19 protein-coding genes are annotated in these 22,640 nt (G+C 63.2%); 13 read left to right on the top strand and 6 right to left on the bottom strand.

The window, feature by feature from the left end; all coding sequences use genetic code 11:
* Window positions 1–97: 97 nt before the first annotated feature.
* Entirely contained in the window at window positions 98–1,006 is a 909-nt protein-coding gene (locus NP503_RS15945; RefSeq protein ID WP_127268246.1) for a LysR substrate-binding domain-containing protein, read from the top strand.
* A 44-nt stretch (window positions 1,007–1,050) separates the two neighbouring features.
* Here the strand turns inward: NP503_RS15945 and NP503_RS15940 are convergent, their stop codons facing one another.
* From NP503_RS15940 to NP503_RS15930, 3 genes are all read right to left on the bottom strand, one after another.
* The gene (locus NP503_RS15940) at window positions 1,051–2,100 is read right to left on the bottom strand and encodes an aldo/keto reductase (protein WP_127268247.1); all 1,050 of its coding nucleotides are present in this window, start codon (window positions 2,098–2,100) and stop codon (window positions 1,051–1,053) included.
* Between the two features lie 177 nt (window positions 2,101–2,277).
* Window positions 2,278–2,532 (bottom strand): type II toxin-antitoxin system Phd/YefM family antitoxin, encoded by a 255-nt coding sequence (locus tag NP503_RS15935; protein ID WP_127268248.1) that lies wholly within the window; start codon window positions 2,530–2,532, stop codon window positions 2,278–2,280.
* A gap of 439 nt (window positions 2,533–2,971) precedes the next feature.
* Window positions 2,972–3,634, bottom strand: coding sequence for a YggS family pyridoxal phosphate-dependent enzyme (locus NP503_RS15930; protein ID WP_127273581.1), 663 nt, complete (start codon window positions 3,632–3,634; stop codon window positions 2,972–2,974).
* 155 nt (window positions 3,635–3,789) lie between these two features.
* On the opposite strand from NP503_RS15930, the gene leuS reads away from it, so the two are divergent.
* The 3 genes from leuS (at window position 3,790) to NP503_RS15915 (ending at window position 9,974) form a co-directional block, all read left to right on the top strand.
* Window positions 3,790–6,414: a leucine--tRNA ligase gene (gene leuS / locus NP503_RS15925; RefSeq protein WP_127269445.1), complete on the top strand. Its 2,625-nt coding sequence runs from the start codon at window positions 3,790–3,792 to the stop codon at window positions 6,412–6,414.
* Window positions 6,401–6,979: an LPS assembly lipoprotein LptE gene (gene lptE, locus NP503_RS15920; protein ID WP_127269446.1), complete on the top strand. Its 579-nt coding sequence runs from the start codon at window positions 6,401–6,403 to the stop codon at window positions 6,977–6,979. The genes leuS and lptE overlap by 14 nt, the downstream gene beginning before the upstream one ends.
* Before the next feature lie 310 nt (window positions 6,980–7,289).
* Window positions 7,290–9,974 carry a DNA translocase FtsK gene (locus NP503_RS15915; protein ID WP_127270487.1) on the top strand — a complete coding sequence of 895 codons (2,685 nt, stop codon included), beginning with the start codon at window positions 7,290–7,292 and terminating at the stop codon, window positions 9,972–9,974.
* Between the two features lie 71 nt (window positions 9,975–10,045).
* Here NP503_RS15915 and fsa read toward each other — a convergent pair whose 3' ends face one another.
* The gene (gene fsa, locus NP503_RS15910) at window positions 10,046–10,702 is read right to left on the bottom strand and encodes a fructose-6-phosphate aldolase (protein WP_127270489.1); all 657 of its coding nucleotides are present in this window, start codon (window positions 10,700–10,702) and stop codon (window positions 10,046–10,048) included.
* 90 nt (window positions 10,703–10,792) lie between these two features.
* Here fsa and NP503_RS15905 point away from each other — a divergent pair, with 90 nt between their 5' ends.
* Window positions 10,793–12,976 (top strand): primosomal protein N', encoded by a 2,184-nt coding sequence (locus tag NP503_RS15905; RefSeq protein ID WP_127267280.1) that lies wholly within the window; start codon window positions 10,793–10,795, stop codon window positions 12,974–12,976.
* Window positions 12,977–13,000: 24 nt separating this feature from the next.
* Here the strand turns inward: NP503_RS15905 and NP503_RS15900 are convergent, their stop codons facing one another.
* On the bottom strand, window positions 13,001–13,267 hold the full coding sequence (locus NP503_RS15900; RefSeq protein ID WP_236382932.1) for a type II toxin-antitoxin system Phd/YefM family antitoxin: 267 nt from the start codon (window positions 13,265–13,267) through the stop codon (window positions 13,001–13,003).
* 69 nt (window positions 13,268–13,336) lie between these two features.
* Here NP503_RS15900 and NP503_RS15895 point away from each other — a divergent pair, with 69 nt between their 5' ends.
* The 8 genes from NP503_RS15895 (at window position 13,337) to lepB (ending at window position 21,035) form a co-directional block, all read left to right on the top strand.
* The gene (locus tag NP503_RS15895) at window positions 13,337–14,032 is read left to right on the top strand and encodes an aspartate/glutamate racemase family protein (protein WP_127267281.1); all 696 of its coding nucleotides are present in this window, start codon (window positions 13,337–13,339) and stop codon (window positions 14,030–14,032) included.
* Window positions 14,033–14,127: 95 nt separating this feature from the next.
* On the top strand, window positions 14,128–14,523 hold the full coding sequence (locus NP503_RS15890) for a DUF4345 family protein (protein ID WP_127267282.1): 396 nt from the start codon (window positions 14,128–14,130) through the stop codon (window positions 14,521–14,523).
* Between the two features lie 246 nt (window positions 14,524–14,769).
* Window positions 14,770–15,330, top strand: coding sequence for a F0F1 ATP synthase subunit delta (locus NP503_RS15885; protein ID WP_023762496.1), 561 nt, complete (start codon window positions 14,770–14,772; stop codon window positions 15,328–15,330).
* A complete protein-coding gene (atpA, locus tag NP503_RS15880) occupies window positions 15,330–16,859 on the top strand; it encodes a F0F1 ATP synthase subunit alpha (RefSeq protein WP_127267283.1) in 1,530 nt (509 codons plus the stop codon). Before NP503_RS15885 ends, atpA begins: the two co-directional genes overlap by 1 nt.
* A 31-nt stretch (window positions 16,860–16,890) precedes the next feature.
* The gene (locus NP503_RS15875) at window positions 16,891–17,775 is read left to right on the top strand and encodes a F0F1 ATP synthase subunit gamma (RefSeq protein ID WP_127267284.1); all 885 of its coding nucleotides are present in this window, start codon (window positions 16,891–16,893) and stop codon (window positions 17,773–17,775) included.
* A 70-nt stretch (window positions 17,776–17,845) separates the two neighbouring features.
* Window positions 17,846–19,441, top strand: coding sequence for a F0F1 ATP synthase subunit beta (gene atpD / locus NP503_RS15870; RefSeq protein WP_164748765.1), 1,596 nt, complete (start codon window positions 17,846–17,848; stop codon window positions 19,439–19,441).
* A 113-nt stretch (window positions 19,442–19,554) separates the two neighbouring features.
* A complete protein-coding gene (locus tag NP503_RS15865) occupies window positions 19,555–19,962 on the top strand; it encodes a F0F1 ATP synthase subunit epsilon (RefSeq protein ID WP_127267285.1) in 408 nt (135 codons plus the stop codon).
* 326 nt (window positions 19,963–20,288) lie between these two features.
* On the top strand, window positions 20,289–21,035 hold the full coding sequence (gene lepB, locus NP503_RS15860) for a signal peptidase I (RefSeq protein ID WP_127270502.1): 747 nt from the start codon (window positions 20,289–20,291) through the stop codon (window positions 21,033–21,035).
* A 45-nt stretch (window positions 21,036–21,080) separates the two neighbouring features.
* On the opposite strand, the gene NP503_RS15855 is transcribed toward lepB, so the two are convergent.
* Window positions 21,081–22,610: a mannitol dehydrogenase family protein gene (locus tag NP503_RS15855; protein ID WP_127267286.1), complete on the bottom strand. Its 1,530-nt coding sequence runs from the start codon at window positions 22,608–22,610 to the stop codon at window positions 21,081–21,083.
* Between the last annotated feature and the right edge of the window lie 30 nt (window positions 22,611–22,640).

The following is a 22,640-nucleotide window of genomic DNA, read 5'->3' as shown; positions in this document are numbered from 1 at the left end:
AAGAGCGCCGTCCCGCGCCCCGACCCCTGAGATCGTGCTTCCCTGCATTGTGAACCAGACTTGCCTTGGGCACATTTTCTGTGAAATAGATTCACAAATGGCCAGGCCCGATATCAATCGCTCCGGCGAGATCGAAGTGTTCGTGCGCGTCGTCGAGGAAGGCAGTTTTTCCTCCGCGGCACGCGCGTTGCGCATGACACCGTCGGCGGTGAGCAAGCTGATCGCGCGGCTGGAGGCCCGGCTTGGCGCGCGGCTGGTCAGCCGCTCGACGCGAAAGCTGCAACTGACGCCGGAAGGTACCGCGTTCTACGAGAGCGGCCTGCGCATCCTCGCCGACATGGCGGCGGCCGAGCAGGAGGCGGCGGCGGGTGCTTCACCGCGCGGACGGTTGCGCGTCAACAGCTACGTGCCCTTCGGGGTACACCGGCTGATCCCGCTTCTGCCACGCTTCCTCGAACGCTACCCCGAGATTTCGGTCGATCTGGTGCTGACCGACAGCGTCATCGACCTGATGGCGGAACGCGCCGATGTCGCTATCCGTGCCGGGCCGCTGAGTGAGTCACGGCTGGTGGCGCGCAAGCTGGGGCAAAGCCCTGTGGTGGTCGTTGCAGCACCTTCCTACCTCGAAACGCAGGGCACGCCGCTGACGCCAGCCGATCTCGACAGGAATAACCGCATGGGCTTCGGCTTCGTCAGGCATCTCGATGGCTGGCCGTTCCTCGACGCGGACGGCCGCGCCATCATGGTTCCCATCACCGGCAACACGCTGGTCAGCGATGGTGAGGCGATGCGGCTGATGGCGCTGGCGGGCGCAGGCATCGCCCGGCTGGCGCGCTGGCATGTGGCGGAAGACATGGCGGCCGGCCGGCTGGTGTCGCTGCTGGAGGCATTCAATCCGGGCGACGAGGAGCCGACCCACGCCGTCTATGTCGGCCAGGGCCGGCATCTGCCGGCGCGGGTGCGTGCCTTTCTCGATTTTCTCGGAGAGAGCGTCCGGCTGAGCTGACATCTCCGGAGCCACGGCTCCCGGGATGTCAGCGTGGGCTGTATTTATGCTTTCGGCGTGAACGGCGCCGGGCGGCGGCCCACTGCCTGGCGCTCCAGCATCCAGCCGGGATATTCGGACGGCAGGGCGCTGACCTCGTCGAGACGAAGCAGATCGTCGGTGTCGAGCTTCACTTCAGTCGCGGCAAGGTTCTGCTCCAGCTGCTCCATGCGGCTGGCGCCGATGATGACGCTCATCACGAAGGGCTTGGCCAGGACATAGCCGAGCGCCACCGTGGCGACGCTGACATCATGCTTTTTGGCGATTTCGCGCATGACGGCCACCGCGGCCCAGGCGCGGTCTTCGTTGACCGGCGGGAAGTTGAAGGACGCGCGGCGGCCTTCGCCATTGCCGGGCGCGCCGGGGCCGTACTTGCCGGAGAGCAGGCCACCGGCCATCGGCGACCACACCATCAGGCCGAGCTTCTCTTCGTTGAGCAGCGGCACGATCTCGCGCTCGAGGTCGCGGCCGGCGATCGAATAATAGGACTGGACGGTCTCGAAACGGGCAAAGCCCTTGCGCTCGGCGATGCCGAGCGCCTTGGCGATGCGCCATGCCGCCCAGTTGGAGACGCCGACATAGCGAACCTTGCCGCTGGCAACGAGATCGTCGAGCGCCCGCAGCGTTTCGTCGATCGGCGTCACGGTGTCGGTGCCGTGCAGCTGGTAAAGATCGATATGGTCGAGCTGCAGCCGCTCTAAGCTGGCATCGACCGAGTCCATGATGTGGCCGCGTGACGAGCCGCGCTGGTTGGAGCCTTCGCCCATGGCGCCATGCGCCTTGGTGGCGATGACCACGTTCTGCCTGTTCACACCGAGATCCCTGAGCGACTGGCCGAGCAGCCGTTCGGATTCGCCAAAGGAGTAGACGTCGGCCGTATCGAAGAAATTCACGCCGGCGGCGAGCGAATGGGCAACGATCTCGTTGACACCCTTCTGGTCGAGGCTGGCGATCAGGCCCCATTGGGCATTCTGACCGGCGGCGCCGAAGGTCATGGTGCCGAGGCACAGTTCGGAGACGAACATCCCCGTATTTCCAAGCTGGTTGTAGCGCATGGTGGCGGCTCCAGAGAGTTTGTGATGACGCAAAGCAAATAGGAACGGTACGTTTCGTTTCCAATTGCTGGCTCAACGAGCCCGCCGAGTTGGCCTATAACCCCTCACCGCATCTAATGCCGCCATCAGAAAAGCGCCCGCTGCATTCACCGAACGAGGTTCGCATGAGTATGCGGATTATAAGTCTATAACTCGGATCTTCGTCTTCGGGCGGCGATTGACCTCCTCGACGAAGTCGTCATCCCACACGGGACCTGAGAGAAGATATTCCGCAAGCGAAGGTGTTGCGCCGACCAGTCGGTCGTAGTCCTCGGGGGAGAGTACGACAGCAGTTGGCTTTCCGCGCACCGTGATGGTTTGTGGCCCTTGTTCCCGCGCCTGCCGTACGAGTTTCGCCAGATTGTTCTTCGCGTCCTTAAGATGCCAGTTCAAGGGCACTACTCGCTAGATGGCTTCGCTAGTCATATACCAGATGCCGTTGAAGCATGGCAGGGTTTCCGCTCGAACAGATGTGTTCGCTAGTTCCTCGACATGGGTTGGAAGCTATTGGCAGCGAGAATCTATAGCCTCTTTCGGCGGCAGATCGCAAACCTCGGGGATTGGCCTAAACATCTCTCTCGTCGTCATCCACGGGCGGAGCAAGGAGCGCAGCGACGCAGCGCAGACCCGAGGATCCATGCCGCGACATCTGCCGAAGAATGCAGCGGAACAGAATTCTGCACCGCTGCATTTTCCTTGTCGTCACGGCATGGATCCTAGGGTCTGCGCTCCGCTTCGCGTCGCTCCGCCCTAGGATGACGAAGGTGTGGTGGCCTGCAGCCAATCGAATATGTTGGAATTTAGCGACTAGAGACCGGTCTGTGCATCGGAACTATCGGCTGCCGAAGATCGCCGAACCGACGCGGACGCTGGTGGCGCCGAAGGCGATCGCGGTCTCATAATCGCCGGACATGCCCATCGAAAGTTTGGCGACGTTGGCTTCCTTGCCGAGCTTTTCCAACAGCGCGAAGTGCGGGCCGGGATTCTCGTCGGCCGGCGGGATGCACATCAGGCCCTCGATGGCGAGGCCATGGACGTCGCGGCAGCGGGTGACGAAAGCCACGGCCTCGCGCGGCTCGATGCCGGCCTTCTGCGGCTCGGAGCCGGTGTTGACCTGGACATAGAGTTTTGGCGCGCGGCCCTGTTTGGCGATCTCCTTGGCCAGTTCGGCGGCGATCTTCTCGCGATCGATCGTCTCGATGACGTCGAACAGCGCCACAGCCTCCTTGGCCTTGTTGGATTGCAGCGGGCCGATCAGATGCAGTTCGATGCCAGGAAAAGCGTCCTTCAGATCAGGCCATTTGCCTTGCGCCTCCTGCACACGGTTCTCGCCGAAGACGCGCTGGCCGGCTTCGATGACCGGGCCGATGTCGGCAGCGTCAAAGGTCTTGGAGACCGCGACCAGCGTCACGGCGCCGGCTTCGCGGCCGGCCTCGCGCTCGGCGGCGTCGATCTTCGCCTTGACCGCGAAAAACTGCTGAACGGCATCGCCCATATGCAAATCCTGCTGTTTTGACCGGCGTTTTTGTCAGACGCGATACCCATATGGTTGACGGGTTTGCCAAACCATGGTGAACACCCGGACCACATTCCCTGAACTGCCGAGCCGTCGCCCGCAGTTCGCGCATGCTTTTAAGTGAAAAACGTCCCATGGCAACCGAACGATACAATCCGCGCGCGTCAGAGCCCAAATGGCAGAAGGCCTGGGACGCCAAGAAGCTGTTCGAAGCGCACAATGACGATCCGCGCCCGAAATACTATGTGCTGGAGATGTTCCCCTATCCGTCGGGGCGCATCCATATCGGTCATACCCGCAATTACACGATGGGCGACGTGGTGGCGCGCTACAAGCGGGCCAAGGGTTTCAACGTGCTGCACCCGATGGGCTGGGACGCCTTCGGCATGCCGGCCGAAAACGCGGCGATGCAGAACAAGGTCCATCCCAAGGAGTGGACCTACCAGAACATCGCCACCATGCGCGAGCAGCTCAAGGTCATGGGGCTGTCGCTGGACTGGGCGCGCGAATTCGCCACCTGTGACGTCGACTATTACCACCGCCAGCAGATGCTGTTCCTCGATTTTGTCGAGAAGGGGCTGGTGACGCGCAAATCCTCCAAGGTCAACTGGGATCCGGAGGACATGACGGTGCTCGCCAACGAGCAGGTCATCGACGGGCGCGGCTGGCGCTCGGGCGCGCTGGTCGAACAGCGCGAGCTGACGCAGTGGTTCTTCAAGATCACCGATTTCGCGCAGGATCTGCTGGATTCGCTCGACGGCCTCGACGAATGGCCGGAAAAAGTGAAGCTGATGCAGCAGAACTGGATCGGCCGCTCGGAAGGCCTGCTGATCCGTTGGCCTCTGGCCGACGCCTCTGGTGGCGAGCATGAGCTGGAAGTCTATACGACAAGGCCCGACACCATCTTCGGCGCTTCCTTCATGGCTGTCGCCGCCGATCATCCGTTGGCCAAGAAGGCCGCTGCGCACAATCCGGCGCTGGCGAAGTTCATTGAGGATATCGGCCATATGGGCACCTCGGTGGCGGCGCTGGAGACAGCTGAGAAGAAGGGTTTCGACACCGGCCTCCGCGTCGTCCATCCGTTTGACGACAACTGGACGCTGCCGGTCTATGTCGCCAATTTCGTTTTGATGGAATACGGCACCGGCGCCATTTTCGGCTGTCCGTCCGGCGACCAGCGCGACCTCGACTTCGCCAACAAATACGGCCTGCCGGTGATTCCGGTGGTGATGCCGGAAGGCGAGAATCCGGCGACGTTCCAGATCATCGACGAAGCCTATGTCGATGACGGCGTGATGATCAATTCGCGCTTTCTCGACGGCATGAAGCCGGATCAGGCTTTCGACGAAGTCACCAAACTGCTGGAGCAGAAGACCATCGGCAACCGGCCGATGGCCGAGCGCAAGGTGAATTTCCGCCTGCGCGACTGGGGCATTTCGCGCCAGCGCTACTGGGGCTGCCCGATCCCGATGATCCATTGCGAGGCTTGCGGCGTGGTGCCGGTGCCGAAGGTGGACCTGCCGGTGAAGCTGCCCGACGATGTCGATTTCGATCGCCCGGGCAATCCGCTCGACCGGCATCCGACATGGCGCCATGTGAAATGTCCGCAATGCGGCAGGGATGCGCGGCGCGAAACCGACACGATGGACACGTTCGTCGATTCGTCGTGGTACTTTGCCCGCTTCACCGCGCCGTGGGCGCATGAACCGACCGATCCCAAGGCGGCCAACGAATGGCTGCCGGTCGACCAGTATATTGGCGGGATCGAGCACGCGATCCTGCATCTGCTCTATTCGCGCTTCTTCACCCGCGCCATGCGCGAGGCCGGCCATGTCGATCTGGCCGAGCCGTTCAAGGGCCTGTTCACGCAAGGCATGGTGGTGCACGAAACCTATCGCGTCGGCTCGGCATCGAATGGCCGCTGGCTGGCGCCCACCGAAGTTCGGCTGGAGGACGTCGACGGCAAGCGCAGCGCCATCGACATCGCCACCGGCGAGGCCGTCACCATCGGCCCGCTGGAAAAGATGTCGAAATCGAAAAAGAACACGGTGAGCCCGGAAGACATCACCGATGGCTACGGCGCCGATACGGCGCGCTGGTTCATGCTGTCCGATTCTCCTCCCGAGCGCGATGTCGAGTGGACCGACGATGGCGCTGCCGGTGCGCATCGCTTCATCCAGCGCATCTGGCGCCTGGTGTCGACGGCGGCCGAAACACTGGCCGGCATCAAGCCCTTAGCGGCCAGCAGCGGCGAGGCCGCGGTGGTTTCCAAGGCCGCGCACAAGATCCTGAAGGCGGTCGGAGAGGATATCGAGAAGCTCGCTTTCAACCGCGCCATCGCCCGCATCTACGAACTGGCCAACGCGCTGACCACGCCGCTCAACGAGGTGGCCGAAGGCAAGGCCGATGCAGCGCTGAAAGGCGCCTGTCGGCAGGCGGTGGAGATTCTCGTGCATCTGATCGCGCCGATCATGCCGCATCTGGCCGAGGAGTGCTGGGCAACGCTTGGCGGCACCGATCTCGTTGCCGAACGGCCCTGGCCGGTCTTCGATCCGGCGCTGGTGGTCGACAACGAAGTCACCTATCCGGTACAGGTCAACGGCAAGAAGCGGGGGGATTTGACAATTGCCCGCGACGCGGACCAAGGTGCGGTCGAAAAAGCGGTATTGGCTCTCGACTTCGTGCAGAAAGCACTTGAAGGTAAGGCTCCGCGCAAGGTGATCATCGTGCCGCAGAGGATCGTCAATGTCGTTGCCTGATCGGGAAAAGACAGAGTTGAACCATTTGCTGCGCCGCATTGCGCTTGCCGGCCTGATAGGTTCGCTCGCGCTTGTCTCGGCCTGCACGGTGCGGCCGCTCTATTCGAGCGCGCCACTGTCGGGTTCGCAGGCCAGTGCCAGTGCCGAACTGGCGTTGATCGGCATCAAGCCGGTCAATACGCGTTACGGCCAACAGGTGCGCAACAATCTGATTTTCGGGTTTGGACGAGGCGCCGGCGAGCCGGCCTCGCCGGTCTATTCGCTCAATCTCGGCGTGACCGAAGCGGTCGAGTCCGCGGCACTCGTGCAGGTCGGAACGGATGAAGACGAACCGACCGCCGGTTCCGTGACGCTGACCGGCAGCTATACGCTGGCCGATGCGAAGACCGGCGTGGTGATCGCATCCGGCAAGCGTTCGATCACCTCGTCCTTCGACAGGCCGCGTCAGGAATTCGCCGCATACCGGGCGCAGATCGACGCCGAGAATCGCGCTGCGCGAGAGTTGGCGGAAGCGCTGCAGCTGTCCATTGCCCAGGACCTTGTCCGGCACGGCAAGACCGGCTAGCGCACCTCATCGCTTCACGGAAACGGTCCGGCGCCCCAGGCATGATGGGGTGATCGCGGGATCATGACCAGATTCTCGAACAGAGCCAGATTCCGAACAGGGATTGTCCGAAGATACCCATCGAGCTGCTGCGGCACGGCGAGTAGATCGCGCCACCGGCGTGGATGCGGCGAGACGACGATCGTGCCGTGTCGCTCGCCGATTACCACGAAGATTTTGGTGCCCAGGATGGTCGGCGATCCATCCGGGAAGCAACTGTTAACCACTCGCTCCCTATTGCTCGGCAGACATTTCAGAGTGAGTCTTGAGAATGGAAGCCAAGCGTTTTTCCCGGGTCAATTTATCGACGGCCGCATCGCCTGATGATCCCGAGGGGAAGCGCTCCGAGAGCATCGGCGACAGGGGTGGTCAGCGAGGTTCTTCTGCGGCAGGCGACCTTGATCGTCCGGCTCGCAAGGAGCCGGGCGGCCGGCAGCCCGCCACACGCCAGGCCGGCTATTCAGCGCCGGTGGTCGATCTCGGTGGCAACAAGCGGCCCTATATGGAGCCGCGGGGTGGCTCGGACGACACGCTTTCGAAAATCGGCGATATCGAGAGCCCTGCCTGGCAGGAATATTTCTTCCTTGCACCCAACGTGCGTTTTACACGCACGCCGGACTATGAGGCCAGGAAGCATCGTCCGCAGCACGAGCGTGTTGTCGAACACGCCGCGACTCGCCCAGCAGAGCAAGCCGTTGCGCAATCCATGATCAAAGGGGCGTCCTCCGCGCCTTCGCTCCTGGCATTGCCGGCTTCGGTGAAAAGCCCTGCTTCCCAGCCGCTGGCCGGCCACGCCACGCAAGGGCCACTGCCGCCGGCTGCTGCTTTTGTTGCCGCGGGGCGCGCCAGGGAGAAGGTGCCAGCCGTTGCGCCGATGCCGCCGAGGACGGCCGCGACGGGGCAGGCATCCGCGCGTGCGTCCGTTGCTCCGGGCGGCCCGATCAAAACGACCACTTCCGAAAGGCTGCGCTGGCCGTATCTTTCGGATCATGCCTTCTTCGAGGCCATGGCCCCCTATCTGGTCGACGTTTCGTCGCCGGCCCGGCAGACCGGTCCAGCGTCGCCTGCATCGCTCGCCGTGGCGCCAGTCACCGCTACGCCGATCGATATTCGCCCAGGGACCGATGCCACCGCATTGTTTCGTGTCATCGACTGCCTTCCGGGCCAGGCCTTGAAGCCGTTGCCGGATGCTTGGCCGGCCAATTCGAACCAGGCCGTCGCCCAACCCGGCGTGCCGGCGAGCGATGCGCCGTCGCCGGTCCAGCCTGTCGCAATCCCAGCCGCCAAAAGCGACGCCGTTTCCGCGTCGGCCGCGCCAAGTGTGAACGTCCCTGCCAGGGCCGTTGCCGCCCGCTCCGCGCGCTTGCCTGGGGCTGGAAAGGTCGTGCTGTCAACCGCGGGCGATCCCTATGAGCTTCCCTCGGAAGAGCTGTTGCAGCAGCCACCGGAGGGACAAGGCTTCTACATGTCGCAGGAGCGGCTCGAGCAGAACGCCGATCTGCTGGAAAGCGTGCTCGAGGACTTCGGCGTGCGCGGCGAGATCATTCATGTTCGCCCAGGCCCGGTGGTCACGCTCTATGAGTTCGAGCCGGCGCCGGGCGTCAAATCTTCTCGCGTCATCGGGCTTGCCGACGATATCGCCCGCTCCATGTCGGCGATTTCGGCGCGCGTCGCCGTCGTGCCTGGCCGCAACGTCATCGGCATCGAGCTCCCGAACGAGACGCGCGAAACCGTCTATTTCCGGGAGCTGATCGAATCGGAAGGCTTCCGCAAGACCAGCTGCAAGCTGGCGCTTTGTCTCGGCAAGACGATCGGCGGCGAGCCTGTTATCGCCGAGCTGGCGAAGATGCCGCATTTGCTCGTGGCCGGAACCACCGGCTCCGGCAAGTCGGTCGCCATCAACACCATGATCCTGTCGTTGCTCTACCGGCTGAAGCCGGAAGAATGCCGGCTGATCATGGTCGATCCCAAGATGCTCGAACTCTCTGTCTATGACGGCATCCCGCATCTTCTGACGCCCGTCGTCACGGATCCCAAGAAAGCCGTCACGGCGCTCAAATGGGCCGTGCGCGAAATGGAAGACCGGTATCGCAAGATGGCGCGGCTCGGTGTGCGCAACATCGACGGCTACAACGAGCGTGCCGCTCAAGCCCGCGACAAGGGCGAAACCGTCGTCATGACCGTGCAGACCGGCTTCGAAAAGGGCACCGGCGAACCGCTTTTCGAACAGCAGGAAATCGACCTCGCGCCGATGCCCTACATCGTCGTCATCGTCGACGAGATGGCCGACCTGATGATGGTCGCCGGCAAGGAGATCGAAGGCGCGATCCAGCGACTGGCGCAGATGGCGCGCGCTGCCGGCATTCACCTGATCATGGCAACGCAGCGCCCCTCGGTCGACGTCATCACCGGCACGATCAAGGCCAACTTCCCGACCCGGATTTCCTTCCAGGTGACATCGAAGATCGACAGCCGCACCATCCTGGGCGAGCAGGGCGCCGAACAATTGCTTGGCCAGGGCGACATGCTGCACATGATGGGCGGCGGGCGCATTTCGCGCGTGCATGGGCCGTTTGTTTCCGACGCCGAGGTCGAGCATGTGGTCGCGCATCTCAAGGCGCAAGGGCGCCCTGAATATCTGGAAACCGTGACGGCCGACGAGGACGAGGAAGAAATCGAAGAAGACCAGGGCGCGGTCTTCGACAAGGGATCCGTCGCAGCCGAAGACAGTGATGCGATCTACGACGAGGCGGTGAAGGTGGTGGTGCGCGACAAGAAGTGCTCGACGTCCTACATCCAGCGCCGCCTCGGCATCGGCTACAACCGCGCCGCGTCCCTGGTCGAGCGTATGGAAAAGGAAGGCCTGGTCGGCGCACCCAACCATGTCGGCAAACGCGAAATCATCATGGGCCGGCGCCCGCCGGCGAGCGCGCCCGAGGATGACGGCGCGGACTGATCGGCAGCCCGCTTGAAGCGCACATAAAAAAGGCCGGTTACCCGGCCTTTTTCACCACAAGCGCATTGGCCTCAGCCGATCTTCTGGCCGGTCTTTGCCCAGTCGGCGAGGAACTGTTCCAGGCCCTTGTCGGTCAGCGGGTGCTTGACCAGCGCCTTCAGGGTCGCCGGGGGGGCGGTCACGACATCGGCGCCGATGAGGGCCGCCTGCTTGACGTGGTTCACGGTGCGCACCGAAGCGACGAGGATCTCAGTCTGGAAATCGTAATTGTCGTAGATCTGCCTGATCTCCTGGATCAGCTCCATGCCGTCGATGCCGATGTCGTCGACGCGGCCGACGAAGGGCGAGATGAACGAGGCACCGGCCTTGGCCGCCAGCAGCGCCTGGTTGGCCGAAAAGCACAGCGTGACGTTGACCAGGCGGTTCATCTCGGTGCGGATCGTCTTGCAGGCCTTGAGACCGTCCAGCGTCAGCGGCACCTTGATGCAGACATTGTCGGCGATCTTGGCCAGAACCTTGGCCTGCTGCATCATCTCGGAATATTCAGTGGCGGTGACTTCAGCCGAGACCGGACCCTTGACGATGTCGCAGATCTCTTTGGTCACGTCGGCGATCTTGCCGCCGGATTTGAGGATCAGCGACGGATTGGTGGTGACGCCGTCGAGCAGCCCCAGATCGTTCAGCTCACGGATATCCTTGACGTCGGCGGTGTCGACAAAAAATTTCATGGCGGGTCTCCTGAAGATTTTCATGTGCATGTCATGCACATTCGGGGTCGGCCTTTGATCTAGACCAAAGTCAGGGCAAGGTCACGCCTCATGATCGAAGATTCGCCCTTTGTCGCAGCCGCACCGGTGCTGGTGCCGATGCCCGCCGAACGCCCCTACACCTATGCCGTGCCGGCCGGCATGCGCGTGGTGCCGGGCTCGATCGTGCGCGTGCCGCTCGGGCCGCGGCAGGTCGCCGGCATCGTCTGGGATGGCGCGGTCGAGAAGGTCGACGCGAAAAAGCTGCGCCCCATCGAACAGGTCTTCGACTGCCCGCCGATCGACCGAGCGATGCGCCGTTTCGTCGACTGGGTGGCGCAGTACACGCTGTCGCCTCCGGGCATGGTGGCGCGCATGCTGCTCAGGGCGCCGGAGGCTTTCGACCCCGAACCCTGGATCGAAGGGCTGCAGCGCACGCTCCTCGCACCCGACCGGATGACGGGCGCCAGGCAGCGTGTGCTGGAGACGGCCGAAGGCGGCCTTGCCTGGACGCGCTCCGGCCTCGCTCACGCCGCCGGCGTGTCATCGACGGTGATTGACGGCCTGAGGGCGCAAGGCGTGTTCGAGACTGTGATGATCCCGCCGCGCCCGGTGGTGGCCGCGCCCGATACCGGCTACGCCATTCCGGAACTGATGCCGGACCAGAGCGACGCGGCGCAGATGCTGCGCGCCAATGTCGCAGCCGGCGTGTTCAACGTTGCGCTGCTCGACGGCGTCACCGGATCCGGTAAGACCGAGGTCTATTTCGAGGCGGTGGCGGCTGCGCTCGACCAGGGCAGGCAGGTGCTGATCCTGCTGCCGGAAATCGCGCTGACGCATGCCTTTCTCGAGCGCTTCCAGCAGCGCTTCGGCGCCAAGCCGGGCGAATGGCATTCCGACCTGCCGCCGCGGATGCGCGAGCGGGTTTGGCGGCAAGTGGCGGAAGGCGGCGTGCGGGTCGTCGCCGGCGCGCGCTCGGCGCTGTTCCTGCCGTTCAAGGAGCTCGGCCTGATCGTCGTCGATGAGGAGCACGACCCTGCCTACAAGCAAGAGGACCGCGTCTTCTACAATGCGCGTGATATGGCCGTGGTGCGCGGCCATATCGGCAGCTTTCCGGTGGTGCTGGCGTCGGCGACGCCATCGGTCGAAAGCCGGGTCAATGCGAGCCAAGGTAAATACAACAGAGCCGTTCTTTCCGCTCGCTTCGCCGAGGCAGCACTTCCTCATCTGAAGGCGGTCGACATGCGGCGCGCGCCGCCGGCGCGTGGCGGCTTCCTGTCGCCGGTGCTGCTCGACCAGATGCGCCAGACGCTGGAGAGGAAGGAGCAGTCGCTATTGTTCCTCAACCGGCGCGGCTATGCGCCGCTGACGCTGTGCCGGGTCTGCGGCCACCGCTTCGGCTGCCCGGTCTGCTCGGCCTGGCTGGTCGAGCACCGTTTTCGCGGCCAGTTGGTCTGCCATCATTGCGGGCACAATGAGCGCCGCCCCGAAGCCTGCCCGGAATGCGGCACGCTCGATCATCTGGTCGCCTGCGGGCCGGGCGTCGAGCGGATCGCCGAGGAGGTCGTTACGCATTTTCCCGACGCGCGCACCATCGTCTTGTCGTCCGACCTGATGGGCGGCGTGCGGCGGCTGCGGCTGGAGCTGGAGGCGATCGCCGATGGCGAGGCCGACATCGTCATCGGCACGCAGCTCGTCGCCAAGGGCCACAACTTTCCCAACATGACCCTGGTTGGCGTTGTCGATGCCGACCTCGGCCTTGCCAATGGCGATCCGCGCGCCGCCGAGCGGACGTTCCAGCTGCTCAGCCAGGTCACCGGCCGCGCCGGCCGCACCGGCAAGAAGAGCCTTGGCCTGCTGCAGACTTTTCAGCCCGAGCATCCGGTGATGCGGGCAATCGTCTCCGGCGACGCCGAGGCGTTTTACGAACGTGAGATCGCCGAGCGCGAACGGGCCGCACTGCCGCCCTTCGGTCGGCTCGCCGGCGTCATCGTCAGTGCGGTGACGCGGGCGGAAGCCGAGGGCCATGCACGCGGCCTGCGCCGCGCCGCGCCCGAGGCGTCAGATCTGTTCGTGCTGGGTCCAGCCGAGGCGCCGTTGTCCCTGCTCGGCGGCCGCCACCGCTTCCGTCTGCTGATCCAGGGCGAACGGCGCGCCGACATGCAAGGTTTTATTCGCGCGATGCTTGCCAATGGGCCGAAGCAGCGCGGCTCGGTCAGGGTGCAGGTGGATATCGATCCGCAGAGTTTTTTGTAGTTGCCGGGCGCTTGGTAGGTGGATTCAAATAGGTACGTCGGGCGGCTCAAAACTCGGCATCTCGTGACGGCGATTCGTTTCGCTCAAATTCGATGCCGCCGGGATACCGAGTAACCAATCAGCCAAATTTCTCCGACTGTCTTGCGGATAGAGCTTTCGCCCTTCATCGTCCGGGACGATCATGGCAGCCGGCCTGCCGTTTTCTGTGATGATGGTTGGCTCGCCATTTCCCGCGGCCTCCACAATTGCCGAGAGTGTCGCCTTGGCCTGCTGAAGCTGAACGGTTTTCACTGCGACCTCCTTGTGGTCTCATGTGTTTATAGTATCGAGGATCGCCTAGGAAAAGGAACAGCTCGCGCAATGAAAACCCTTGGCCTTCTGGGCGGCATGAGCTGGGAATCGACGGCCATCTACTATCGGCTGCTCAACGAGATCGTGCGCGAGCGGCTGGGCGGCTTGCATTCGGCCAGGCTTCTGCTCTGGTCATTCGACTTCGCCGAAATCGCCGAGCGGCAGCATCATGGCGACTGGGATGGCGCCGGTGTGCTTCTCGTCGAAGCCGCACGCAAGCTCGAGGCCGGCGGCGCGGAGGGTCTGCTTTTGTGCACCAACACCATGCACAGACTGGCCGACCAAGTGCAGGCGTCGGTGTCGATCCCGCTGATCCACATCGCCGATGCCACCGCGGTGGCGGTCAAGCGCGCCGGCATGCAGCGTCCGGCACTGCTGGCGACGCGCTTCACCATGGAGCAGGATTTCTACAAGGGCCGGCTCGCCGACAGATTTGGCTTGAACCCTGTCGTACCCGATAGTGCCGGGCGCGACATGGTCCATCGCGTCATCTACGACGAGTTGTGCCAGGGCATCGTCAAGGAGACTTCAAAGGCGGCCTATATCGCCGAGACCGAGCGCCTGCGCCGCGAAGAGGCGGCCGACAGCGTCATCATGGGCTGCACCGAGATCACCATGCTCATAGGCGAGCAGGATTTCGACATCCCGGTCTTCGACACGACGCGCATCCATGCCGAGGCGGCTGTGGAATTCGCGCTCGGTTGATGCGCGCCGCCTAAAGTGCGTGGATCCATCTGGCGCGCTTCTTTTCCTCCGCTAGAATGCCCGGAATTTCAAAACAGGCATTTCGAGGGGACAAGATGGATTTTGCGCTTCCATGGCCGACGAGCCAGGGCGAATGGCTGGCCTGGTCGAGCGCCGTCGTCACCGTGCTGCTCGGTCTTTTGTTTTTTCTGGCCCCTGGCCTCGCCTTCCATGCCCTGCGCTTGCAGGTCAAACCAGAGAAGGCTGCGGCGATCGCCGAGGGGCGCGGCAGGATGTCGGGCTTCTATCTCGGCGTCGGCCTGTGCTGTATCCTGCTGGCGCAGCCGCTGATCTACATGGCGCTTGGCTTCTCCTGGCTGTTCACCGCCTTCGGCCGGCTGCTGTCGATGATGTCGGATGGCGCCAACACGCCTTTCAATTGGGTTTCCATTGTGGTGGAATTGGTGCTGGCGGCGTTGCCGCTCGCCTTTGCCTTCGGCTTTCTGCCTTGAATCGTTGGGTATTCCGCGATGGAAGACGGGTGACTTTCGCCGGATGCGACAATAGTGCCTGAAAACCATGCGGAACGACGCATTGCGGTCTTAAAATGCCTGTGCTAGACGGCAATCGACTTTCGGCCGGGGATAGCGGAAGCCGCGTCTCCGTGCTTGAAAAAATGCAGTAAGGTCAAAGATTTAGCCAGAGTTTTTGCTCGCGCCAACAATCTACGGCCTGTCAGACAAGAGAAAAGACGGTCCGTGGCTCAATCGTCATCGCCAATCTCAGGTGTCGCAGAACGCTATGCGGGTTCGCTGTTCGAACTCGCCCTGCAGGCAAATTCCGTGGCCAAGGTCGAAGCTGACCTCAACAGCTTCGAAGCCATGCTCGCGGGCAGCGCTGATCTCACCCGGCTGATCAACAGCCCGGTGTTCTCCAGCGAGGACCAGGCGAAGGCCATCGCGGCAATCGCCGACAAGGCCGGGATTGCCGGCCTCACCGGCAATTTCCTGCGCGTCGTCGCCCGTAACCGCCGGCTGTTCGCCATTCCCGGCATGATCAGGGCGTTCCGCCAGATATCAGCCGAACATCGTGGCGAGACCGCTGCTGAAGTGACGTCGGCTCACGAACTGACGGCTGCCCAGCAGACCGAACTCAAGGCGGCGCTGAAGAGCGTTGCCGGCAAGGACGTGGCTATCTCCGTCACCGTCGATCCGTCGCTGCTCGGCGGGCTGGTGGTCAAGATGGGCTCGCGCCAGATCGATACGTCGCTCAAAACCAAACTCAATTCGCTCAAGCTTGCACTGAAAGAGGTCGGCTGATGGACATCCGCGCCGCGGAAATTTCCGCAATTCTGAAAGACCAGATCAAGAATTTCGGCAAGGAGGCCGAGGTCTCCGAAGTCGGACAGGTGTTGTCCGTCGGTGACGGTATCGCCCGCGTCTACGGCCTCGACAATGTCCAGGCCGGCGAAATGGTCGAATTCCCCGGCGGCATCCGCGGCATGGCGCTCAACCTCGAAGCCGACAATGTCGGCGTCGTCATCTTCGGCGCCGACCGCGACATCAAGGAAGGCGACATCGTCAAGCGCACTGGCGCCATCGTCGACGTCCCCGTCGGCCCAGGCCTGCTCGGCCGCGTCGTCGACGCGCTCGGTAATCCGATCGACGGCAAGGGTCCGATCAAGGCGGTCGAGCGCAAGCGCGTCGACGTCAAGGCGCCCGGCATCATTCCGCGCAAGTCGGTGAACGAGCCGATGTCGACCGGCCTCAAGGCCATCGATGCGCTGATCCCGGTCGGCCGCGGCCAGCGCGAGCTGGTCATCGGCGATCGCCAGACCGGCAAGACCGCCATCATCCTCGACACGATGCTCAACCAGAAGTCGGTGCACGACAACGGCCCCGAGAAGGAAAAGCTCTACTGCGTCTACGTCGCCGTCGGCCAGAAGCGCTCGACCGTCGCGCAGTTCGTCAAGGTGCTGGAAGAGCGCGGCGCGCTCGAATATTCGATCATCGTCGCCGCCACCGCTTCCGATCCGGCACCGATGCAGTTCCTGGCGCCGTTCGCCGGCGCCACCATGGGCGAATATTTCCGCGACAATGGCATGCACGCGCTGATCAGCTACGACGATCTGTCGAAGCAGGCCGTCGCCTATCGCCAGATGTCGCTGCTGCTGCGTCGCCCGCCGGGCCGCGAAGCCTATCCGGGCGACGTCTTCTACCTGCACTCGCGCCTGCTCGAGCGCGCGGCCAAGCTCAACGACGATCTGGGCGGTGGTTCGCTGACCGCGCTGCCGATCATCGAAACGCAGGCCAACGACGTGTCGGCCTATATCCCGACCAACGTGATCTCGATCACCGACGGCCAGATCTTCCTCGAGACCAACCTGTTCTTCCAGGGCATTCGTCCTGCGGTGAACGTCGGTCTGTCGGTCAGCCGCGTCGGTTCGGCCGCGCAGATCAAGGCGATGAAGCAGGTTGCCGGTTCGATCAAGGGCGAGCTTGCGCAGTACCGCGAAATGGCGGCCTTCGCGCAGTTCGGCTCGGATCTCGATGCCGCCACCCAGCGCCTGCTCAACCGCGGATCGCGCCTCACCGAACTCCTGAAGCAGCCGCAGTTCTCGCCGCTGAAGACGGAAGAGCAGGTCGCGGTGATCTTCGCCGGCGTCAACGGCTATCTCGACAAGCTGCCGGTCAACCAGGTCGGCAAGTTCGAGCATGGCCTGCTCAGCCACATGCGTTCGGCCGGCAAGGACGTCCTCGAAGCCATCCGCAAGGAAAAGGCGCTGTCGGACGATCTGCGCGCCAAGCTGAAGGCCGAGATCGACGCTTTCGCCAAGACCTTCGCCTGAGCGAATTGCAAGACGGGATCAGGTTTGAAGCATGCCTTCATTAAAAGACCTTCGTAACCGTATCGCCTCGGTCAAGGCGACGCAGAAGATCACCAAGGCGATGCAGATGGTCGCCGCGGCGAAGCTGCGCCGTGCGCAAGAGGCTGCGGAAGCGGCGCGCCCCTATTCGGAGCGCATGGGTTCCGTGCTGGCCAACATAACCCAGGCAATCGGCGGCGGCGGCGATGCCCCGGCGCTGATGACCGGCACCGGCAAGGATGACGTGCATCTGCTCGTCGTCTGCACCGCCGAGCGCGGCCTGTGCGGCGGCTTCAATTCGCAGATCGCCCGCCTTGCCCGCGACCATATCCGCAAGCTTTTGGCCGACGGCAAGCAGGTCAAGATCATCTGCGTCGGCAAGAAGGGTTTCGACATCCTGCGCCGCGACTACGCGTCGATGATCATCGACCGAGTCGACCTGCGCGAGGTCAAGACACTCGGCTTCGTCAATGCCGATGCCATCGCCAAGAAGGTCATCCACCTCTTCAACGAAGGCGGCTTCGACATCTGCACGCTGTTCTATTCGCAGTTCAAGTCGGTGATCAGCCAGATCCCGACCGCGCAGCAGATCATTCCGGCCGGCATTGCTTCGGCTCCTGCCGAGGCGATTGATGGCGGCAACGCCGTCTACGAATATGAGCCGGAGCCGGGCGAAATCCTCTCCGACCTCATTCCGCGCAACATCTCCGTGCAGGTTTTCCGGGCGCTGCTCGAAAACGTGGCCGGCGAAATGGGCGCCAAGATGAGCGCCATGGACAATGCGACGCGCAACGCCGGCGACATGATCAACAAGCTGTCGATCACCTACAATCGCCAGCGGCAGGCGCAGATCACCAAGGAACTGATCGAAATCATTTCGGGCGCCGAGGCGCTCTAGGCGTGGTTCGCGGGTCATCGACCCGCGACTGGACCGCGTGAGAAACAAAGGACGAAAAAGGGTAAAGACGATGGCGAAAGCAGCGACCCCCCAGAAGGCAGCCCCCAAGGCCGCAGCCGCGAAAACCGCAGCCCCCGCGAAGGCGGCGGCAAAGGCTCCAGTAGCAGCCGCGAAGGCCGCCCCGGCCAAGGCGGCAGCACCGGCGAAGGCCGCCGCTGCCAAGACATCGGCAGTGGCCAGCAAGGCAACCGGCGTTGTCGGCAAGGTTCGCCAGGTCATCGGCGCCGTTGTCGACGTGCAGTTCGGCGATCACCTGCCGGCGATCCTGAACGCGCTCGAGACGACCAATGTCGGCAACCGCCTGGTGCTCGAAGTTGCCCAGCATCTGGGTGAAAACACCGTGCGCTGCATCGCCATGGACTCGACCGAAGGTCTGGTTCGCGGCCAGGAAGTGCGTGACACCGGCGCGCCGATCACCGTGCCGGTCGGCCCGGGCATGCTCGGCCGCATCATCAACGTCATCGGCGAGCCGGTCGACGAAGAAGGCCCGGTCGACGCGACCGAAATGCGCTCCATCCACCAGCCGGCTCCCACCTATGTCGAGCAGTCGACGGAAGCACAGATCCTGATCACGGGCATCAAGGTGCTCGACCTCTTGGCCCCCTACGCCAAGGGCGGCAAGATCGGCCTGTTCGGCGGCGCCGGCGTCGGCAAGACCGTGCTGATCCAGGAACTGATCAACAACATCGCCAAGGCGCATGGCGGCTATTCGGTGTTCGCCGGCGTCGGCGAGCGCACCCGCGAAGGCAACGATCTGTATCACGAGTTCATCGAATCCGGCGTCAACAAGAAGGGCGGCGGCGAAGGCTCCAAGGCCGCACTCGTCTATGGCCAGATGAACGAGCCGCCGGGCGCGCGCGCCCGCGTCGGCCTGACCGGCCTGACGGTTGCGGAATACTTCCGCGACCAGGGCCAGGACGTGCTGTTCTTCGTCGACAACATCTTCCGCTTCACGCAGGCTGGTTCGGAAGTGTCGGCTCTGCTCGGCCGTATTCCTTCGGCCGTGGGCTATCAGCCGACGCTCGCCACCGACATGGGCGCGCTGCAGGAACGTATCACCACCACCACCAAGGGCTCGATCACGTCCGTGCAAGCCATCTACGTGCCCGCCGACGATCTGACTGATCCGGCGCCGGCGACCTCGTTCGCCCACCTTGACGCGACCACGACGTTGAACCGCGCCATCGCCGAAAAGGGCATTTATCCGGCGGTCGATCCGCTGGATTCGACCTCGCGCATGCTCGACCCGCTGGTCGTCGGCGACGAACACTATGGCGTCGCCCGCCAGGTGCAGTCGATCCTCCAGCGCTACAAGTCGCTGCAGGACATCATCGCCATTCTGGGCATGGACGAGCTGTCGGAAGAGGACAAGCAGACCGTGGCCCGCGCCCGCAAGATCGAGCGCTTCCTGTCGCAGCCGTTCTTCGTCGCCGAAGTGTTCACCGGCGCGCCGGGCAAGCTGGTCGACCTCGCCGACACCATCAAGGGCTTCAAGGGCCTCTGCAACGGCGACTACGATCACCTGCCGGAAGCCGCCTTCTACATGGTCGGCGGCATCGAGGAAGCAGTCGAGAAGGCACAGCGCCTCGCGGCTGAAGCGGCATAATTCAGGGAATAGGGAGTAGTCAGTAGTGAGTAGGGAATAGCAGCTGCGTGATGTGGGCCGGTTAGGGCCACTTACTACTGACTAGTTCCTATTCCCTACTCACTAAATTGATCATGGCTGAAGCTTTCAAGTTCGAACTGGTCTCGCCGGAACGCCTGCTGGTTTCTGAGCAGGTCGAATCCGTCGTCATTCCGGGCGCCGAAGGCGAGATGACCGTCATGGCGCATCACGCCCCGGTCATGACCACGATCAAGCCGGGCGTCGTCACCGTGAAGACCGCGGCGGGCGGCGAAGAACGCTATGTGGTGTTCGGCGGCTTCGCCGACATCGTTCCGGCCGGCTGCACGCTGCTGGCGGAATCGGCTGTCGCCGTGAAGGATGTCGACCGCGCCGATCTCGCGCGCCGCATCCAGGAAGCCAAAGAAGACGCTGCCGACGCCAAGGACGACGAGGCTCGCAGCAAGGCGGAGCAGTTCCTTAGCCAACTCACCACGCTGGAAGGCGCCATCCTGCCGGCTTGAAATTCGGTTTCGATGAAAGAGTAAAAAGCGGGGCCTTGCCTCGCTTTTTTGTTTGTTGGACAGTCGCGCTGCCTTGGGATGGGGGTGGGCCGGTGACGGAAGAAACAGCGCAACGAGAAACAGCCTCACGCTCCTGGTGGTCGACGGCCCTGGTGTCGGCCTTTGGCGGTCCATTCGGCGGATTTCTGTGGATCGGCAGCGGCAAGCCGGCGGTTGCCAGCCTGGTGGTGATCAGCGCCATCGTTTTCGCACTCGCCTACACCGGATTTCCGGTGCTGCCGGGAACCGATCTTGCCTGGCTGGCCAATTTTTCAGGTATCGGTTCGATGATCCTGGGGGCAGCGCTCGTCCTGCCCTTCGCCCATCGGTTCAAGCCGGTGAGATGGTATGCGCACGGATTTTGGGTGCTGGTGCTTGTCTTTCTGACTACCTATCCGGCTGCATTTGCGATCCGTTCGTTTCTGTTCCAGCCGTTTTCGATACCATCCAGCAGTATGGTGCCGACATTGCAAGGCGGCGACTATCTCTTCGTCTCCAAATTCGCATATGGCTACAGCCGCTACAGCGTGCCGTTCAATCTGTTGCCGATAGAAGGCCGCATGTTCGGCGCGGAGCCCAAGCGAGGGGATGTGGTGGTGTTCAAATTCCCGCCCGACCCCAGCGTGGATTACATCCAGCGGATCGTCGGTCTACCCGGGGACAAGATCCAGATGGTCAATGGCGTGCTGCACATCAACGATGTGGCCGTCGGCCTCAAGGATGCAGGCACTTTCTCCTACGAGGAACGCGAGCAACCTGCCAGGCTTGAACGGGAGACCCTGCCGGGTGGTGTCACCCATTTCGTTCTCGACCTGACGGACAGTTCCATCGGCGACAACACGCGGGAATTTGAGGTGCCCGAAGGCCACTATTTCATGCTGGGCGACAATCGCGACAATGCCTCCGACAGCCGATTCATGGTCGGCTTCGTTCCCTACGAAAACCTCGTCGGCAAGGCCGTGCGATTGTTCTGGAATTCAAAAGGCACGGAGTATTCTTCCCGGCAAACGCTGGACGGTTCGGTCGGCAAATAAGCCTGAATCGAGTTGGTTCGGACCCGCACCAAGTCTGGTTGATGACTACTTCATATCTATGCCGAGCGCGGCGAAGGCCAAGGTCGGACCGTCGCGTCGCAGGTGGACGAGATGCACAGCCACAAGTTCGATCAACGTCTGGCGTTCGGCGTGATCCCCAGCGAAGCCGGCCAGGTCGAACACCGCGGTCACGGTTTCATTCGCCGGCAGTTGCTCACTCAAAAGTTCCGTCAACGCCGCGTCGAGCGGATCGGTGAAATGGCCCTCCGGCAAGGTTTTCCCTCGCGCGGCGCAGGCGGCGATCCAGGCAGCCACCACCAGGGTCAGATGGACCAGTTCGGTACCGGCTTCCAGGCATTCGATGGCGGAAGCGATGATGCGCTGCGGCAGTTTCTGGCTGCCGTCATTGGCGATCTGCGCCGTGCGATGGGCAAGTGCAGTGTTGGAAAAACGCTCCGCGAGCTCCGCAATATAGGCGCTCGTGTCCAATCCGGCATCCTCGGGCAGGGTCGGGATCGCTTCGGCCCACAAGGCATCGACGAATTGGCGGATCGCCGGGTCGGCGAAGGCGCGGTCGACGGTGGCATGACCGCTGAGCAGGCCAAGATAGGCGATGGCCGAATGCGAGCCGTTGAGCAGCCTGAGCTTCATGTCCTCGAACGGGCCGACGTCGCGAACCATGGTGACGCCGAATTGTTCCCACGCGGGCCGGCCAGTCGGGAACTTATCTTCGACCACCCACTGACAAAACGGCTCGGTCATCACGGGCCAGGCGTCCTCGACGCCGAGTTCTTCAGCGATCCGCGCCCGATCGGCGTCGGTGGTTGCCGGCACGATGCGATCGACCATGCTGGAGGGAAACGCGACCTGGTGTGCGATGTGGTCGGCAATTCCGACATCACTCGATTGAGCGAGCCCGGCATCTCGCAACTGGGCGAATTCGACCAACAGCCGGTGCAGCGTGGCTCCGTTGGCCGGCAAATTGTCGCAACACAGGACAGTGAAGGGCGGCGTGCCGGCGGCGCGTCGCAGGGCAAGCGCCTCGGTCAGGAAACCATGCGCTGTCTTCGGCATCCGGGGATTGGCCAGATCATGGACGATATCGGGATGGGCGGCATCCAATCCCCCGCCTGCCGCCCTCAGATAGGCTTTTTCGGTGATCGTCAGCGTGACGATGCGGGTGTGCGGATCGGTCAGCGTGGCCAGCACCGCGCCCGGATTCTCCGGCGCCACCAGCATCGCACCGATCGAGCCGATGACCTGAAGCTTTTCGGTTCCACTGCTTCTGATCGCCAGCGTGTAGAGCCCGTCCTGCGGCGTGAGAGCGTCGCGCGTGTCGGTGCTGCGCAGCGAAACGCCTGTTATGCCCCAATCCGCCTCGCCTGCCGCCAGGCAATCGTCGACATAGGCTGCCTGATGGGCGCGGTGGAAGGCGCCGACACCAAGGTGCACGATGCCCGGGACGACGCGGCTGCGATCATACGCAGGTGTCGCGATCGAAGCCGGCAGTGCGCGCACGGTCTTCGTGGAAAGGCGTTCGGTCGTCGTGGTGCGACTGGTCTGGTCGGATGACATGAGTGGCCTCGGCAGGGATCGGCAAAGCGG

Origin of the sequence: Mesorhizobium sp. SEMIA396 (assembly GCF_024518615.1) — a bacterium.
Lineage (GTDB): Bacteria > Pseudomonadota > Alphaproteobacteria > Rhizobiales > Rhizobiaceae > Mesorhizobium.
This window is presented reverse-complemented; position numbering and strand designations above follow the sequence as displayed.

Excerpts from the sequence above, each read along its gene's own strand:
- NP503_RS15945 (WP_127268246.1), top strand. The coding sequence starts at position 98 with ATGGCCAGGCCCGATATCAATCGCTCCGGCGAGATCGAAGTGTTCGTG.
- NP503_RS15940 (WP_127268247.1), bottom strand. The coding sequence starts at position 2,100 with ATGCGCTACAACCAGCTTGGAAATACGGGGATGTTCGTCTCCGAACTG.
- NP503_RS15930 (WP_127273581.1), bottom strand. The coding sequence starts at position 3,634 with ATGGGCGATGCCGTTCAGCAGTTTTTCGCGGTCAAGGCGAAGATCGAC.
- leuS (WP_127269445.1), top strand. The coding sequence starts at position 3,790 with ATGGCAACCGAACGATACAATCCGCGCGCGTCAGAGCCCAAATGGCAG.
- lptE (WP_127269446.1), top strand. The coding sequence starts at position 6,401 with ATGTCGTTGCCTGATCGGGAAAAGACAGAGTTGAACCATTTGCTGCGC.
- NP503_RS15915 (WP_127270487.1), top strand. The coding sequence starts at position 7,290 with ATGGAAGCCAAGCGTTTTTCCCGGGTCAATTTATCGACGGCCGCATCG.
- fsa (WP_127270489.1), bottom strand. The coding sequence starts at position 10,702 with ATGAAATTTTTTGTCGACACCGCCGACGTCAAGGATATCCGTGAGCTG.
- NP503_RS15905 (WP_127267280.1), top strand. The coding sequence starts at position 10,793 with ATGATCGAAGATTCGCCCTTTGTCGCAGCCGCACCGGTGCTGGTGCCG.
- NP503_RS15895 (WP_127267281.1), top strand. The coding sequence starts at position 13,337 with ATGAAAACCCTTGGCCTTCTGGGCGGCATGAGCTGGGAATCGACGGCC.
- NP503_RS15890 (WP_127267282.1), top strand. The coding sequence starts at position 14,128 with ATGGATTTTGCGCTTCCATGGCCGACGAGCCAGGGCGAATGGCTGGCC.
- atpA (WP_127267283.1), top strand. The coding sequence starts at position 15,330 with ATGGACATCCGCGCCGCGGAAATTTCCGCAATTCTGAAAGACCAGATC.
- NP503_RS15875 (WP_127267284.1), top strand. The coding sequence starts at position 16,891 with ATGCCTTCATTAAAAGACCTTCGTAACCGTATCGCCTCGGTCAAGGCG.
- atpD (WP_164748765.1), top strand. The coding sequence starts at position 17,846 with ATGGCGAAAGCAGCGACCCCCCAGAAGGCAGCCCCCAAGGCCGCAGCC.
- NP503_RS15865 (WP_127267285.1), top strand. The coding sequence starts at position 19,555 with ATGGCTGAAGCTTTCAAGTTCGAACTGGTCTCGCCGGAACGCCTGCTG.
- lepB (WP_127270502.1), top strand. The coding sequence starts at position 20,289 with ATGATCCTGGGGGCAGCGCTCGTCCTGCCCTTCGCCCATCGGTTCAAG.
- NP503_RS15855 (WP_127267286.1), bottom strand. The coding sequence starts at position 22,610 with ATGTCATCCGACCAGACCAGTCGCACCACGACGACCGAACGCCTTTCC.